General features: G+C 69.9%; 13 protein-coding genes. 11 read left to right on the top strand and 2 right to left on the bottom strand.

The genetic code is table 11. The features are described from left to right. Nucleotides 1-50: 50 nt before the first annotated feature. The 6 genes from ACO07Z_RS01085 to ACO07Z_RS01060 all read left to right on the top strand — a co-directional run bounded on the left by ACO07Z_RS01085 (nt 51) and on the right by ACO07Z_RS01060 (nt 5,887). Nucleotides 51-1,070, top strand: coding sequence for a beta-ribofuranosylaminobenzene 5'-phosphate synthase family protein (locus ACO07Z_RS01085; RefSeq protein ID WP_421697007.1), 1,020 nt, complete (start codon nt 51-53; stop codon nt 1,068-1,070). 89 nt (nt 1,071-1,159) lie between these two features. Continuing rightward, the gene (locus tag ACO07Z_RS01080) at nt 1,160-2,056 is read left to right on the top strand and encodes an NAD(P)-dependent methylenetetrahydromethanopterin dehydrogenase (RefSeq protein WP_421697006.1); all 897 of its coding nucleotides are present in this window, start codon (nt 1,160-1,162) and stop codon (nt 2,054-2,056) included. Beyond that, entirely contained in the window at nt 2,022-3,182 is a 1,161-nt protein-coding gene (locus ACO07Z_RS01075) for an ATP-grasp domain-containing protein (RefSeq protein WP_421697858.1), read from the top strand. The genes ACO07Z_RS01080 and ACO07Z_RS01075 overlap by 35 nt, the downstream gene beginning before the upstream one ends. A 7-nt stretch (nt 3,183-3,189) precedes the next feature. Then, nucleotides 3,190-4,161, top strand: a complete 972-nt coding sequence (gene mch / locus ACO07Z_RS01070) for a methenyltetrahydromethanopterin cyclohydrolase (protein WP_421697005.1) — start codon at nt 3,190-3,192, stop codon at nt 4,159-4,161. Further along, nucleotides 4,158-5,066: a RimK family alpha-L-glutamate ligase gene (locus ACO07Z_RS01065; RefSeq protein ID WP_421697004.1), complete on the top strand. Its 909-nt coding sequence runs from the start codon at nt 4,158-4,160 to the stop codon at nt 5,064-5,066. The genes mch and ACO07Z_RS01065 overlap by 4 nt, the downstream gene beginning before the upstream one ends. After that, nucleotides 5,063-5,887 carry a triphosphoribosyl-dephospho-CoA synthase gene (locus tag ACO07Z_RS01060; RefSeq protein ID WP_421697003.1) on the top strand — a complete coding sequence of 275 codons (825 nt, stop codon included), beginning with the start codon at nt 5,063-5,065 and terminating at the stop codon, nt 5,885-5,887. The genes ACO07Z_RS01065 and ACO07Z_RS01060 overlap by 4 nt, the downstream gene beginning before the upstream one ends. On the opposite strand, the gene ACO07Z_RS01055 is transcribed toward ACO07Z_RS01060, so the two are convergent. After that, nucleotides 5,877-6,575: a HisA/HisF-related TIM barrel protein gene (locus ACO07Z_RS01055; RefSeq protein ID WP_421697002.1), complete on the bottom strand. Its 699-nt coding sequence runs from the start codon at nt 6,573-6,575 to the stop codon at nt 5,877-5,879. The two genes, ACO07Z_RS01060 and ACO07Z_RS01055, sit on opposite strands and share 11 nt — an antisense overlap. Nucleotides 6,576-6,605: 30 nt before the next feature. On the opposite strand from ACO07Z_RS01055, the gene ACO07Z_RS01050 reads away from it, so the two are divergent. The 4 genes from ACO07Z_RS01050 (at nt 6,606) to pepN (ending at nt 11,746) form a co-directional block, all read left to right on the top strand. Next, complete coding sequence (locus ACO07Z_RS01050; protein WP_421697001.1) at nt 6,606-7,574, top strand: ATP-grasp domain-containing protein; 969 nt, start codon at nt 6,606-6,608, stop codon at nt 7,572-7,574. A gap of 2 nt (nt 7,575-7,576) precedes the next feature. Then, nucleotides 7,577-8,620: a hydantoinase/oxoprolinase family protein gene (locus tag ACO07Z_RS01045; protein WP_421697000.1), complete on the top strand. Its 1,044-nt coding sequence runs from the start codon at nt 7,577-7,579 to the stop codon at nt 8,618-8,620. A gap of 30 nt (nt 8,621-8,650) precedes the next feature. Next, nucleotides 8,651-9,013, top strand: a complete 363-nt coding sequence (gene folB / locus ACO07Z_RS01040) for a dihydroneopterin aldolase (RefSeq protein WP_421696999.1) — start codon at nt 8,651-8,653, stop codon at nt 9,011-9,013. Nucleotides 9,014-9,097: 84 nt separating this feature from the next. Next, entirely contained in the window at nt 9,098-11,746 is a 2,649-nt protein-coding gene (gene pepN, locus ACO07Z_RS01035) for an aminopeptidase N (protein WP_421696998.1), read from the top strand. 55 nt (nt 11,747-11,801) lie between these two features. Here the strand turns inward: pepN and fae are convergent, their stop codons facing one another. Beyond that, nucleotides 11,802-12,341, bottom strand: a complete 540-nt coding sequence (gene fae, locus ACO07Z_RS01030) for a formaldehyde-activating enzyme (RefSeq protein WP_421696997.1) — start codon at nt 12,339-12,341, stop codon at nt 11,802-11,804. 405 nt (nt 12,342-12,746) lie between these two features. Here fae and ACO07Z_RS01025 point away from each other — a divergent pair, with 405 nt between their 5' ends. Then, nucleotides 12,747-14,951 carry a PAS domain-containing sensor histidine kinase gene (locus ACO07Z_RS01025; RefSeq protein WP_421696996.1) on the top strand — a complete coding sequence of 735 codons (2,205 nt, stop codon included), beginning with the start codon at nt 12,747-12,749 and terminating at the stop codon, nt 14,949-14,951. Nucleotides 14,952-14,957 lie beyond the last annotated feature (6 nt).

Below are 14,957 nucleotides of genomic sequence, written 5' to 3'. Positions count from 1 at the left end.
CTTGTCCCCGACGGCGTCCGGGCCTTACGATGGCGGACGAGGAAACGCTGGTGAACACCACGACACGCCAATTGCGCTCGGCAAACGAGCCCCAAGACCGGGCGACGGTGCGCATCACCGCGCCGGGGCGCCTGCATCTGGGATTCCTGGATCTCGCGGGCACGCTCGGCCGGCGTTTCGGCAGCCTCGGCATCACGCTGGACCGCCCCTCGACCGTCGTGCGCCTGCGCCGCGCGGCCACACTTTCCGCCAGCGGGCCGGATGCCGGTCGAGCCCTTGTCGCCGTTGAGAAAGCGGCAGCCCGCTTCGGCCTCGACACGCGGGTGGAGGTAACGGTCGAAGCGGCGCTGCCGCCGCATTCCGGCCTCGGCTCCGGCACCCAGCTCGGCCTCGCCGTGGCGACCGGGCTCTGCCTCATCAACGGGTTGGAGCTTTCCCCGCGCGAGGTCGGCGCGGCTTTGGGTCGCGGCGCGCGCTCGGCCATCGGCATCGGCGCCTTCACCGAGGGCGGGGTGATCCTCGATGGCGGCAAGAAGCGCGGCTCCGACGCCCCGCCGCCCATCCTCTCGCGCCTGCCCTTTCCCGAGAACTGGCGCATCCTGCTGGTATATGACCACGGCCATCAGGGACTTAGCGGACCCGAGGAAGTGCAGGCGATGGCAGGGCTGCCGCCCTTCGCCGACACGCTGGCCGGGCACATGGCGCGGCTCGCGGTCATGGTGGCGCTGCCGGCGCTGGCGGAAGGCGATGTGGATTACTTCGCCGCCGCGGTCGGGGAAATGCAGCGACTGCTCGGAGACCACTATGCGAGCGCCCAAGGTGGCCGCTATACAAGTTCATCCGTCGCCGAGGTGATGGAGTGGCTGGAGGTGCGCGGTCTGCGCGGCCTCGGCCAGAGTTCCTGGGGTCCCACGGGTTTCGCCATTGTCGGCAGCCCCGAGGAGGCCGACCAGCTTCTCAGCGAGGCCCGGGTCCGCTTCGGCGACCGGCCCGCTCTGGCTTTCGACTGCGCGCGCGGCAGCAATGCCGGGGCGCGGATCGAATGGCTTGCCTGCGTCGAGCAGTGCTAGCGACGGTTTTGGCGTAACGCCCGCGTCGCTCCCTTCCTCTTCCGCAAGAGAGGCCGCAAGGCCCGATTCTGACCTAGGGAACGCACGCCATGGCGGATATCGCCCCCATCCTCCACATCATCTCGCCGCTTCGCCATGTCAGCCCGTTCGACGTGAACATGGCGGTCGATGCCGGCTACACCACCATTCTCCCCTATTCCGGCGTCACGCTGGACGAGGTCGGCGACCTCACGCAGGACATGATGTTCTCGCGCCATCCCGACGCCGCCCCACGCACCGGCCTGTTCATCGGCGGCAAGGATGCGGGCCTCGCGCTCGACATGGCGAACAAGGCGAAGAGCGTCCTGTTCCCGCCCTTCGAGATTTCCGTCTTCGTCGATCCCGCCGGCTCCTTCACCACCGCCGCCGCCATGGTGGCCGAGGTGGAGCTGAAGCTGCGCCCCGCGCGGCCGGAAGGTCTCAAGGGCGTGAAGGTGCAGGTCTATGGCGCCACGGGCGTCGTCGGCGGCATCGCCGGGGTCATCGCCGCCCAGGCGGGTGCTGAGGTGACGCTGGTCAGCCACCGCGAAATCGAGGCGGTGGAAGCCAAGGCGCGCGATTTCAAGCAGCGCTTTGGCGTCGATCTCGCCAGCGCCTCCGGCAAGAGCGAGGACGACAAGCGGGCCTTGGTGGCGGAGGCCGAGGTGGTGCTGGCCTGCGGCCGCGCCGGCGTCGAAATCCTCTCGGCCGACGTGCTGGCCGGCGCGCCCCATCTCAAGGTCGCCGCCGATGTCAACGCCGTGCCGCCGTCGGGCATTGCCGGCATCGACGCCCATGCCAATGGCACGCCGCTCGCCCATGGCGCGCTCGGCATCGGCGCCCTGACCATCGGCCATCTCAAATACCGCGTGCAGCATGAACTTCTGCAGCGCATGCGCGTCGCCCCGGCGGCGATGACGATCGGGTTTGAAGATGCCTTCCTGCTCGCGCGATCGCTCACGGCCTGAGGACGCGTTCGATGTCGTCCTTGTCGGCATCGCCGCGCGCGGGCTGGCGGCGAGCGCCCGTCGCGCCGGCCTCAACGCGCTCGTCCTCGACCTGTTCGCGGACGAGGACACGCGCGCGCTGGCCGCACGCAGCCTCCAGCTGTATCGCCGGGACGGGCTCGCGCTCGACCCGGACGACGTGCTCGGCCAGCTCGCCCGCCATGCGGGTCCGGACACACCGCTCGTTCTCGGCACCGGCTTCGAGGACACGCCCGACCTCGTTGCCCGGCTTGGCGCGCGCTATCGCCTCGCCGGCAGCGGGGCGGAGACCATCACCGCGCTCAAGCAGCCCTTCGATTTCGCCGAGCGCCTGGCCGCGCTCGGCATCCCGCATCCCCGGGTGTTTTCCGGCCCGGCCCCGGACGGTGTTCCGACACTGGAAAAGCGCGTCGGCGGTTCCGGCGGGGGGCATGTCCGCCCGTCGCCACAGGCGCGCGGGCCGGGCTGGTATCTACAGGAACGGGTGGAGGGGCGCGCCGTCTCGGCCCTGTTCCTCGGCAATGGAAAGGCAGCCCAGATTCTCGCCTTTTCCGAACAATGGTGCGCACCGGCCGAGGCCGCGCCCTTCCGCTATGGCGGCTGCGCGGGCCCGCTCGCACTGGAACCTCGCCTTGTTGCGGAAATGGACTCCGCGCTGTCCCGCCTCACCACCAGCGTCGACCTCAAGGGGCTGGCGAGCGCCGATCTCATCCTCGGCCCGGGGGCGTGGCACCTCATCGAGATCAACCCGCGGCCCGGCGCAACCCTCGACATCTTCGACGCGCCGCCGCTCCCGCCGCTTCTGCGCCTGCACCTCGACGCCTGTGCGGGCGAACTGCCGGAGCTTCCGCTCCTTGTCCCCGGCGCGGGCGTGGAAGCCCGGGCCGCCGGCCTATTTTACGCACCCGCCGCCATCGAGGTGAGGGACGCCCTGCCCCACTGGGCGGCGGACCGTCCCGCCCCGGGCACGCGCATCGCGGCGGGAGACCCCGTCTGCACGGTGCTGGCGACCGGACGCGACCTTGCCGACGCCCGCGCCGTTCTGGCGCGGCGCATGGATCATCTTTCGCGCGCGCTCGGCACAGCCGGCCGCGCTGCTGCGGAGTAACTCTCCCATGTCGACCCCCCTCCAGAACGCGCCGGGACTGAGCGTGGCCGCATTGTCGGCACCGCTCGTCGAGGACCTGCTGGCCAAGGCCGCCACGCTGCGGCTCGCTGTGAGCCAAAGCCCCTGCGGCGCCCGCCTCGTCGATGCCGGCATCGCCGCGCGCGGCGGGCTCGAAGCCGGCCGGCGCATCGCCGAAATCTGCCTCGGCGGCCTCGGTTCGGTCAGCCTCTCCACCAGCGGGCGGTTCGCGCGCTGGGGCACGATGGTGACGGTGACCACCACCGACCCGGTCCTCGCCTGTCTCGGCAGCCAATATGCCGGCTGGAGCCTCGCGGAAGGCGACTTCTTCGCCCTCGGCTCCGGCCCCGCCCGCGCCCTGTGGGCGAAGGAGGCACTTTTCCAGGAACTCGGCTATCGCGACCGCGCCGATCATGCCTGTCTCGTGCTGGAAGTCGACAAGCTTCCGCCCGACGTGCTGGTGGCGCGCATCGCCGACGAATGCGGCATCGCGCCGGAAAAGCTCACCCTCATCCTCACCCCCACCTCCAGCCTCGCCGGCACGGTGCAGATCGTCGCCCGGGTGCTGGAAGTGGCGCTGCACAAGACGCATGCGCTGCATTTCCCGCTCGACCGGGTGGTGGACGGCATCGGCGCCTCGCCCCTGCCGCCGCCGGCGCCGGACTTCGTCACCGCCATGGGCCGGACCAACGACGCCACGCTCTATGGCGGCGACGTGCAGCTCTTCGTCACCGGGCCGGAGGACGAGGCCCGCGCGCTGGCGGAAGGCTTGCCCAGCTCTTCCTCGCGCGACCATGGTCGCACCTTCGCGGAGATTTTCACCGCCTATAAGGGCGATTTCTACGCCATGGACCCGATGCTGTTCAGCCCCGCCCGCGTCACCGTGACGGCGCTGGAAACCGGCCGCAGCTTCACCTTCGGCGCCTTCCATGACGACATTCTGGAGCGCTCCTTCGCATGAGCGTTGAACGCTCCGACACGGTCGTCATCTTCACCGAGGATGCCGACTGGCACACGCGCCGCCTCAAGGCGGCGATCGAGCGCGAGGGCTTTCCCGTTCTCGTGCTCTCCCTCAACGACTGCGGCTTCGCCATTGGCGGCACCGCCCACGGGCTGCTGCTGCCGGGGCTCGGCGACGCACTTCCGGCCGCGGCCTTCGTGCGCCTCATCGCCAAGGGCTCGACCGAGCAGATCACCGCGCGGCTCGGGCTGCTGCACGCGCTCTCCGCGCTGGGGGTGAAGGTGATGAACGATGCCCGCGCCATCGAACGCTGCGTCGATAAATCCATGACAAGCTTCCTCATCGCCCAGGCCGGCCTGCCGACCCCGCGCAGCTTCGTCGGCGAGGACCGGGCGGCGATGCAGGCGCTGCTCGACGCCGCGCCGGGCGATATGGTGCTCAAGCCTTTGTTCGGCGCGCAGGGGCGCGGCATCCGTCGCCTCTCACCGCGCGCCCTGCTGCCCGACCCGGAAAAGGTCGGCGGCCTTTACTATCTGCAGGATTTCGTCGCCGCCCCCTCCGCCGAGAGCTACCAGGACTGGCGGGTCTTCGTCATCGGCGGCACGGTGACGGGGGCGATGCTCCGCCGCTCGCCGGTGTGGATCACCAATATCCACCAGGGCGCCGTCGGTGTGCCGGCACCGTGCGATGCCCAGGCGCATGACCTCGCCATCCGCGCCACGGCGGCGGTCGGCGCCGATTATGCCGGGGTGGATCTGATCGAGGACGCGCGGGGCCAATTTCAGGTGCTGGAGGTCAATTCCATGCCGGCCTGGAAGGGACTGCAGCAGGCGACGGGGCTCGACATCGCACATGCTCTGGCACGCCATCTGGCCGCGACACTGGCGGTGACGGTGGCGGCATGAACGCCAACGCCATCGCGGCCGCGTTCCGCGCTGCCTGCCATGCCGAGCTCGACGCGCTGAAAGCCGGTAATGTCCACCGCTTCAGCGCCGGTCACGGCATGGAGGTCGCGCATTTCGAGCGCGCGGCCGAAGCGGCAGCGCCCTGCCTCACCGCACCCGGCACCCGTGTGGGCGAGCGGATCGAGAATGCGGTGGCGGCCTCGCTGGCGGCGACGGGCCTCAACACCAATCTCGGCATCCTCCTGCTCTGCGCGCCTCTGGCGGTGGCGGCGGAGAGGCCCGGCCCGCTGCGGGCGTCACTCGATGCCGTGCTCGCCGGTCTCGATATCACCGATGCGCAGGCCGCCTTCCGCGCCATCGCTGCGGCCAATCCGGGCGGGCTCGGCCGGCACGGGGCGCATGACGTCGGCGCGCCCGCCCGTATCGGCCTGGTCGAAGCCATGGCGGAGGCGGCGGGGCGCGACCGGATCGCCCGGCAATATGTCACCGGCTTTGCCGATGTGTTCGAGATCGGCCTCCCCCGCCTCGCGGCCCTCGCCGATGCCGAACCTGAAGCGCGCACCGAGGCGGTGCATCTTGCCTTCATGGCGGCGTTCCCAGACAGCCACATCGCCCGCAAATTCGGCGACGCCGCCGCCGAAGAGGTGCGCCGCGAGGCGATGTCCGTCGCGGAGACCGTCGACTTCCGCGCCCCGGCCGCGACCCGCCGCGCGCCGCTCCACGCCTTCGACGCAAGCCTGAAGGCGCGCGGCCTCAACCCCGGCACCAGCGCCGACCTCACCGTCGCGACGCTGTTCGCGCGAGCGCTGCTCAGCCCATGAACGCCGCGATATCCGCCTTGGACAGGCGCCCGTCATGCAGCGCGCTCGCCAGCAGCACACCGGCGACGCCGAGCCCGGCCAGACGATGAAGGTCCTCTACGTCGCGCACCCCGCCCGCCGCATAGACGCGCCTCCCCTCCGCCCGTGCGAGAATAGCGGCAAGGCGTTCCAGATCCGGCCCCTGCCCGGCACCGACCCGCGCCAGCGTCATCACGATCACCGCTTCCGGCCACAGCGCCGCAGTGTCGTGCAGGCCCTCCGGCCCGCGCGGGCCTTCCGGTCCGTAGTCGAGCGAGAGCAGCCCGGCGCCGGCGGCCAGCGCCGCCTCCGCCTGGGCGCGGTCGGTGAGGCTTTCGCTGCCGATCACCGGTCGGCCTGGCCCCCCGGCGACACGGCGGGCCAGCGCTTCGGGGGAGGCCTCCCCCGCATCGACCCACAGGGTGAGCCCGGGATGGCGCCCGGCGAGGGCGTGCAATTGCGCATCATGCCCCCCGCGCCCGGCGATGGCGTCGAGATCGGCGATGTAGAGCGTGCGGAAGCGGCCAAGCGTGAGCAGCCCGTCGGCCACGGCCTGCGGGGCGGCGCTGGCGGAGAGCGGCGTTTCGATCGGCCGGTAAGCGTCGCGGGCGCCGCGCCGTGCGTGGACCACCGCACCTCCCATCAGGTCGATCACCGGTATAAGTTCCACCTTCGGCCTTCCTCTCTGGTACGCGGGTAGATGCTGGTCTTTGTCGTTGAAACGGTCACCGGGGGCGGCGCCCTCGGTGCGGAACTGCCGGCCTCGCTGATAGCCGAAGGCGCGTTGATGCGCGACACGCTGATCGGCGACCTCGAAGATCTTCCCGGCGTGCGGGTGGTCACCACCCATGATGTGCGCTTCCCCGCCCCGCCGCGCGGCACCAGCACGGCGCTGCGCCTCGGCGACGATCCCGCCTCGGTGTGGCGACTGATGGCGCGGGAGGCCGATTGCTGCTGGCCGATCGCACCGGAAAGCGCGGGCGTGCTCGAACGCCTGGTCCGCGACCTGCGCGCCCAGTGCCGGCGCGTGGTGGCGCCGGAGCCGGAGACCATTGCGCTCTGCGCCAGCAAGCTGGAAACCGCGCGGGCGCTGGAGCAGGCGGGCGTTAAGGTGGTGCCCACCTGGCCGCTCGATGCGCTGCCGGCGGAAGTTCCCGGCCCTTTCGTTGTGAAGCCGGATGACGGCGCCGGCGGTGTCGGGCTGCGCGTCATTGACCAGCGCCCGACGCCGCCCTACCCGCCGGCCCATGTCATCCAGCCTTTGGTCGCGGGCGAGGCGGCAAGCCTTACCTTGCTGTGCCAGAATGGGCGCACCCATGTGCTGACCGCCAACCGCCAGCACATCGCGCATGGCGACGGGACGTTGCGCTTTACCGGCGTCACCGTCGGCGCGTTCCCAGTTGACGAGGCGCTGCGGTCTTTCGGGGAGAGCATCGGCGCGGCATTGCCGGGCCTGCACGGCCTCATCGGGGTCGACTATATCGCCACAGCGGAAGGCCCGGTGGCGGTGGAGGTCAATCCGCGCCTCACCACCTCCTATGCCGGCCTCCGCCGGTCGCTGGCGGTCAACCCGCTGGCCTTCCTGAGCGAATTCATCCGCGACGGCGCGGTGCCGGACCTGCCGCACCTGCCGCCCGCCCTCCCCGTCGACATCGTGCCTGAGGAATGACCGTGAAGAGAATTGCCCGCCTGGGATGGGATGTCGGCGGCGCCCATGTGAAGCTCGCCGCCTTCGGGCAGGACGGACGGCTGAAGGCCGTGCGCATCGCGCCCTGCCCGGTGTGGAAGGGCGAGGCGGAACTCGCCGCCACGCTGCGCGCGCTACGGGCGGAGTTCGAGCCCGGCGTGCCCTCCGCCGTCACCATGACGGCTGAGGGCGCCGATCTGTGGCCGGACCGCCCGGCCGGCGTGGTCGGCACCGTGGGTCTGCTGATGCAGGCGCTGGCCGGCGCGCCGCTGGCGCTGTTCGCCGGGCCGGAAGGCTTCGTGCCGCCCGAGCGCGCGGCCGAGCATGCCGACCGCATCGCCTCGGCCAATTGGTACGCCACCGCCGCCGTGCTCGCGCATCTCCTGCCCGGCGGCATTCTGGTCGATATCGGCTCGACCACCGCCGACCTCATCCCCTTCGAGGCCGGGCGGGTGACGGCGCGCGGCTTTTCTGATGCCGAACGCCTCGCCAGCAACGAGCTGGTCTACACCGGTGCCGCCCGCACACCGGTGATGGCCTTGGCGGCCGAAGCACCGTTCGCGGGCCGCTGGCTGCCGCTGATGGCCGAACTCTTCGCCACCACGGCGGACATTCACCGGCTCACCGGCGACCTGACCGAGGAGGCCGACCTCTACCCGAGCGCCGATGGCGGGCCGAAGACGGTGGAGGCCAGCGCCCGCCGCCTGCTGCGGATGATCGGACAGGATTTCACGCCGCCGCTTCTGACCCAGGCAAAGGCGCTGGCGCGCCACCTCGCGGAAGCGCAGCTCAGCCGCATCGGGCGCGCGTTCGACTGTGTCGCCTCGGCGCAGGAGAGCGCGCCGGAGATGCTGGTCGGCGCCGGCGTCGGCCGTTTCATGGCGCAGCGGCTCGCCGAACGGCGCGACCTGACCTATCTCGACCTTGCCGATGTGCTGACCGACGATCCCGCCCTCTCCCGCCAGGCGGCGGACTGTGCCCCGGCCGTGGCGGTCGGCCTGCTCGCCGCTGCGCTCGACGCTGCCTGACCCACCGAAGAACCCACGGGAATTCCGCTCATGTCCGACCGCATTTTCCTCCGGGGCGTCGAATTGCACGCCTGGCACGGCCTGCATGAGGAGGAGGCGCGGCTCGGCCAGCGTTTCATCGTCGATATCGACTGGTGGCTCGACGCCGGCGACGCCGCCGCCCATGACAATTACGCCGAGACGGTCGGCTATGAGAAAGTGTTCGAGGTCATCCACGAAGTGTCCTCCAGCCACCGCTTCCACATTCTCGAAGCCTTCGCCCAGGCCATCGCCGAGGCGGTGCTGAGCCGCTATCCCCGGGTGGAGAAGGTGCGGGTGGAACTGCACAAGCCTTCCGCGCCGATCGCCGGCATTTTCCGCGACGCCGGGGTCGAGATCACCCGCCATCGCTGAACCGCCGGCGCCGCCGCTTCAGGCTTCCGGCGCGGGCCGGAATTGACTACCTCTTGACGTTCAGACGCTTTCCCGGAGTCGACCATGTCGCGCGATGCTGTGCCCCCGCCTGTCCGTCTCGGCGACTACCGGCCGCCGGACTGGCTCGTCGACACCGTGCATCTCGATGTGCATCTGCACCCGACCGCCGCGCGCATCCGCGCCCGGCTGGCGCTGCGCCCGAACCCGGAGGGACGGGAGGGGGCACCGATCGTGCTCGACGGCGACGAGTTGCAGCTGAAGGCGCTCCACCTCGACGGCACGCCGCTCGCCGGCACCGCCTATGTCGTCACCCCGCAGGCGCTGACCCTGCTCGCCCCGCCCCAGCGCCCGCTGACGCTGGAGATCGAGACGGTGGTGAACCCGACCGCCAACACCAAGCTGATGGGCCTCTACCGCTCCAGCGGCACCTATTGCACCCAGTGCGAGGCGGAGGGCTTCCGCCGCATCACCTATTTCCCGGACAGGCCGGACGTTCTCGCCGTCTACACCACCCGCATCGAGGCGGAGCGCGAGGAGGCGCCGGTTCTGCTCGGCAATGGCAATCCGGTGGAAAGCGGGCCGGTGGAGGGCACCAGCCGGCATTATGCCGTGTGGCACGACCCCTGGCCGAAGCCCTGCTACCTCTTCGCGCTGGTCGGCGGCCGGCTCGACCGCATCGCCGACGACTTCGTCACCGCCACCGGCAAGAAGGTCGAACTCGGCATCTATGTCGAGCCCGGCAAGACCGAGCGCGCGGGCTACGCCATGGACGCGCTCAAGCGCTCCATGCGCTGGGACGAGGAGGTGTTCGGCTGCGAGTACGACCTCGACGTGTTCAACATCGTCGCCGTGGCCGATTTCAACATGGGGGCGATGGAGAACAAGGGGCTGAACATCTTCAACGACAAATATGTTCTGGCCAGCCCGCAGACCGCCACCGATGCCGACTACGCCAATATCGAGACGATCATCGCCCACGAGTATTTCCACAACTGGACCGGCAACCGCATCACCTGCCGCGACTGGTTCCAGCTGTGCCTCAAGGAGGGCCTCACGGTCTTCCGCGACCAGGAGTTCTCTTCCGATGCGCGCTCGCGCCCGGTCAAGCGCATCAGCGATGTCCGGCTGCTGAAATCCCACCAGTTCCCGGAAGATGCCGGCCCGCTGGCGCATCCGGTGCGCCCGTCCACCTATCGCGAGATCAACAATTTCTACACCGCCACCGTCTATGAGAAGGGCGCGGAAGTGGTGCGGATGTTGAAGACCCTGCTCGGCGAAGAGGGCTTCCGCGCCGGGATGGACCTCTATCTCGACCGCCATGACGGCGACGCCGCAACGGTAGAGGAGTTCCTCGCCTGCTTCGCCGATGCCAACGGAGTCGATCTGACCCAGTTCGCACTCTGGTACGCGCAGTCCGGCACGCCGCAGCTCGCCGTCAGCGGCACATGGGACGCCGCGACCCACCGCTACCGGCTGGACGTGGCGCAGAGCCTTCCCGCCACCCCCGGGCAGGACGACAAGCAGCCCATGGTCATCCCGCTCGCCCTCGGGCTGGTCGGGCCGGATGGCCGCGACCTGCCGCTCACCCTCGACGATGGCAGCAATGCCGAGCGGGGCGTGCTGCGCATTACCGAGCCGCGTCAGAGCTTCGTCTTCCGCGACATCGCCGAGCGGCCGGTGCCCTCGCTCAATCGCGGCTTTTCCGCGCCGGTGAAGCTGTCCAGCGACCTGACCACTGCCGACCTGCTGTTCCTCGCCCGCCATGACAGCGACCCGTTCAACCGCTTCGACGCCGCCCAGACCATCGCCCTCGGCCATCTCGTGGCGGCGACCGCCGCCGCCCGCGCCGGCGCCGATCTGCCGGTGCCCGACGCGCTGGTCGAGGCGCTGGGTGCGACGCTGGCGGACGGCGCGCTCGACCCCGCCTTCGTGGCGCAGGCGCTCTCCATCCCGTCCGAAGCGGATGTCGCCCGCGAGATCGGGGTGGATGTCGACCCCGACGCCATCCATCTCGCCCGCACCCGGCTGCGCCGCGCGGTGAGCGCGGCGCTCGCCGCGCAACTGGCGGCGACCTATGACCGCCATGCCCCCGCGGGCACCTATTCCCCGGATGCCGCCTCCGCCGGCCGGCGCGCGCTGCGCAATAGCTGCCTCGATCTTCTCGCCGCCGGCGGAACGCCCGATGCGCTGGCACGGGCGCAGGCGCATTTCGACACGGCCGACAACATGACCGACCGCTTCTTCGCCCTCGCCGTTCTCGCCCATGCCGCGCCACAGGCGCGCGAGCCGGCGCTGGCGGCGTTTCACGAGCGGTTCCGCGACGATCCTCTGGTGGTCGACAAATGGCTGGCACTGCAGGCGCAGATCGCCGAGCCGGAGGCGCTGGAACGGGTGCGCGGCCTCACCCGCCATCCGGCCTTCGCCTGGACCAACCCCAACCGTGTGCGTGCGTTGATCGGGAGTTTTGCCGGGCTCAACCCGACGCAGTTCCACCGTGCGGACGGTGCTGGCCATGCGCTGCTGGCCGAGGCGGTGATCGACATTGACGGGCGCAATCCGCAGCTCGCCGCCCGGCTGCTCGCTGCCTTCAAGAGCTGGCGCTCGCTGGAGCCGGTGCGGCGGGCCTCGGCCGAGGCGGCGCTGCGGCGCGTCGCCGCCACGCCCGGCCTGTCGCCCGATGCGAGCGACATCGTCGGCCGCTCGTTGGAATGAGGCGCCCGGACGCCCCGCACTTACCCGCCCGGCGGGACGGCGCGGGGCGCGCGGCTCAGTATTCGACGACGCCGTCGAGCGCGTAGTGCTTGACGGTCTTGCGGTTGGCGATCAGCTCATCGACCGTCGGCTTGCCGGTCATGGCGCGTTCCAGCGCCAGCTTCATCGCTTCGTAATTGGTGCGGTAGAGATCCGCCTTGTCGAGGTTCGGGTCCTCGGCGCAGCGCGGGTCGAGCCACACCATCACGATCATGCACAGCTCGTCCGCCTGGTCCTTCGGCAGAATGCCCTCGGCCAGCGCGTCGACGATGGCGTCGCCAATGGCGCCCTGCACCACGCCGCCAAGCAGGTCGACATATTCCAGCGTATGGATGGTGGCCTTGGTGGTCATCATCGTCGCCGGGCGCACCTGCTGGTTCAGGTCGCGCACCACGAACATGCGGGTGTGACCCTGCACCTGCCCCATCATCGAGGCGAAGGCCTGCCCGGCCGGACCGCGCACCGAGCCGATCAGCACTTCGGGCATCGCGTCGGTGAACTGACCCTCGGCCGCGAGCACGGTCGCCTCGCCGGTGCGGAACCAGATGTCGCTCATGTGAACCTCTTTATTTCTGCCGCCACCCGCCAGCCGGGCAAAAGCGCATAGCATCAGGGCCCGCGCGCCGTCCATGCGGCGTGGTTGTCGGCAAGCGTCACCCCCCTTGTCCCGCGCCGCCACACACCCTGGCACCCCCGGTACCGCCGGTGGTTGCTGAATCGTTAACTTGACTCTCCGGGACTCTGGACAGGGAGGGGTCGGTTCGATTCAAATCGGAGTGATTCGGAGAGATGCGGCACATCGCTCCTGTCGTGATGGGAACGGGTTTTGGGACTTCGGGGGAGGCCGGCGATGGCGCGCGCCAACGCTGCAGGCGCGTCCGTGCGCGTACAAGCCATGCGAGGGCTTGCACGCAGCGTGGCGCGACCTGCTTATCAGCGATTGGTCGACGCCGAGCCTTTCATGCGCAAGGCCGTCCCGGCGTTGATCGTGGCGTTCATCGCCTCGGTCGCCATCGCCGCGATCGTGCAGATTCACGCCTACCGCGCCGACGCCATCGCCAATGCGAAAGACGAGCTGGCGCTGTTCGCCGCCGCCATTTCCAGCGAGGCCGGACGCCAGCCGCCCGGCGCGACGACCCCCGACACGCTGCTGAAAAACAGCCTACCGCCGCGCGCCGCCGAGGATGGCCGCCGCTACGGCCTGATCGACGGCAATGGCAAGATCCTCGCCACCCATGACGAGACCGCCACCGCCGCCGACCAGATCACCCAATTGCTCGCCAACACCCAGGCGCTGACCATCTTCGCCGAGAATGCCGGCGTGCTCGATGTGGTGATGCCGGACGGCAGCGCCGCGCTCGCCACGGTGCGCAACCTGCCGGGCGGGGCGCTCCAACTGGTGGTGGTGCAGCCGCTCGCCGGGGCGCTCTCCACCTGGCGCTCCGACACCGTCCTCACCGTCACCCTGCTCTCCACGACAGGCGCGGTGCTGCTGATCCTCGGCTTCGCCTTCCACTGGCAGGCGACGCGGGCCCGCGAGGCCGACGGCATTTATGAGACGGTCCGCGCCCGCATCGACACCGCCCTCTCGCGCGGCCGCTGCGGCCTGTGGGACTGGGATATGGGCCGGGGCCGCATGTTCTGGTCGGAATCGATGTTCGAGATGCTCGGCCACGAGCCGCGCGAGGACCTGATCTCCTTCGGCGAGGTGACCAGCCTCGTCCATCCCGACGACACCAATCTCTACGACATCGCCCGCGAGATCGCCGACAAGCCCGGCCGCACCATCGACCGGGTGTTCCGCATGAAGCATGCCGACGGCCATTGGGTATGGCTGCGTGCCCGCGCCGAAGTCGTGCCGCAGCACAATGGCGAGCCGCCGCATCTCGTCGGCATCGCGGTGGACGTGACCGAGGAGCGCCGCCTCGCCGAGCGCACCGCCACCGCCGACATGCGCCTGCGCGACGCCATCGAGAGCATTTCCGAGTCCTTCGTGCTGTGGGACGCGGCCAACCGGCTGGTGCTGTGCAATTCGCGCTTCCAGTCGCTCTACGGCATCGGCGACGCGCATGTGACGCAGGGCACCGAGTTCGAGACCATCGCCTCGCTCGCCCGCCAGCCGGTGGTGCGCATTCCGCTGCGCACCGAAGACCGGCCGGAGGAAGGCGCCCGCGCCTTCGAGGCGCAGCTGGAAGGCGGACGCTGGCTCAAGGTCGCCGAGCGGCGCACCAAGGATGGCGGCTACGTCTCCGTCGGCACCGACATCACCGCCCTCAAGCGTCATGAAGAGCGCCTGATGGAAAGCGAGAAGCGGCTGATGGCGCTGGTCGCGGATCTGCGCAAATCGCAGCAGACGCTGGAGCTGCAGGCGCTGCAGCTCGCCGAGCTGGCGCAGAACTATGCCGACGAGAAGACCAAGGCCGAGGACGCCAACCGCGCCAAGTCGGAATTCCTCGCCAATATGAGCCACGAGCTGCGCACGCCGCTCAACGCCATCATCGGCTTCTCCGAGCTGATGGAAAGCGGCCTGTTCGGCCCGCTCGGCAATGACAAGTACAACGAATATTGCCGCGACATCCGCGATTCCGGCCGCTACCTGCTCGACGTGATCAACGACATTCTCGACATGTCGCGCATCGAGGCCGGGCGTGTGCAGCTCAACCTGCAATCGGTCCAGCTGGACGAGGTGGTCACCGACGCCATCCGCGTCATGTCGGTACGGGCCGCCGAGAAGCAGCTCACCATCGTCGACGAATCCGATACCGCGGTGACGGTGGAGGCCGACAAGCGGGCGCTGAAGCAGATCACCCTCAACCTGCTCTCCAACGCCATCAAGTTCACCCCCGAGCAGGGCCGCATCAGCCTGCGCACGCGGCGCTCCAAGCATGCGGCGCTGCTGGTCATCGAGGACAGCGGCATCGGCATCGCCAAGAGCGCGCTGGCCAAGATCGGCCGTCCCTTCGAGCAGGTGGAAAGCCAGTTCACCAAGACGCACAAGGGCTCGGGCCTCGGCCTTGCCATCGCCAAGTCGCTGGTGGAACTGCATGGCGGCTCGATGCGTATCCGCTCCTCCGAGGGCGTCGGTACCACGGTGGTGATCCGCCTGCCCTTGAATGGCCGCCCGGCGTTGCAATACCGTACCGGCCGCCCTTCCGTCGCCGAGTAGCCTTGC

This window comes from Ancylobacter sp. (assembly GCF_965229075.1).
In the GTDB taxonomy this organism is placed as follows: Bacteria; Pseudomonadota; Alphaproteobacteria; order Rhizobiales; family Xanthobacteraceae; genus Ancylobacter.
This window is presented reverse-complemented; position numbering and strand designations above follow the sequence as displayed.

Bases quoted from the DNA above. Each gene is read 5' to 3' on its own strand.
- ACO07Z_RS01080 (WP_421697006.1), top strand. From the start codon at position 1,160: ATGGCGGATATCGCCCCCATCCTCCACATCATCTCGCCGCTTCGCCAT.
- ACO07Z_RS01075 (WP_421697858.1), top strand. From the start codon at position 2,022: ATGCCTTCCTGCTCGCGCGATCGCTCACGGCCTGAGGACGCGTTCGAT.
- mch (WP_421697005.1), top strand. From the start codon at position 3,190: ATGTCGACCCCCCTCCAGAACGCGCCGGGACTGAGCGTGGCCGCATTG.
- ACO07Z_RS01065 (WP_421697004.1), top strand. From the start codon at position 4,158: ATGAGCGTTGAACGCTCCGACACGGTCGTCATCTTCACCGAGGATGCC.
- ACO07Z_RS01060 (WP_421697003.1), top strand. From the start codon at position 5,063: ATGAACGCCAACGCCATCGCGGCCGCGTTCCGCGCTGCCTGCCATGCC.
- ACO07Z_RS01050 (WP_421697001.1), top strand. From the start codon at position 6,606: ATGCTGGTCTTTGTCGTTGAAACGGTCACCGGGGGCGGCGCCCTCGGT.
- folB (WP_421696999.1), top strand. From the start codon at position 8,651: ATGTCCGACCGCATTTTCCTCCGGGGCGTCGAATTGCACGCCTGGCAC.
- pepN (WP_421696998.1), top strand. From the start codon at position 9,098: ATGTCGCGCGATGCTGTGCCCCCGCCTGTCCGTCTCGGCGACTACCGG.
- fae (WP_421696997.1), bottom strand. From the start codon at position 12,341: ATGAGCGACATCTGGTTCCGCACCGGCGAGGCGACCGTGCTCGCGGCC.
- ACO07Z_RS01025 (WP_421696996.1), top strand. From the start codon at position 12,747: ATGCGCAAGGCCGTCCCGGCGTTGATCGTGGCGTTCATCGCCTCGGTC.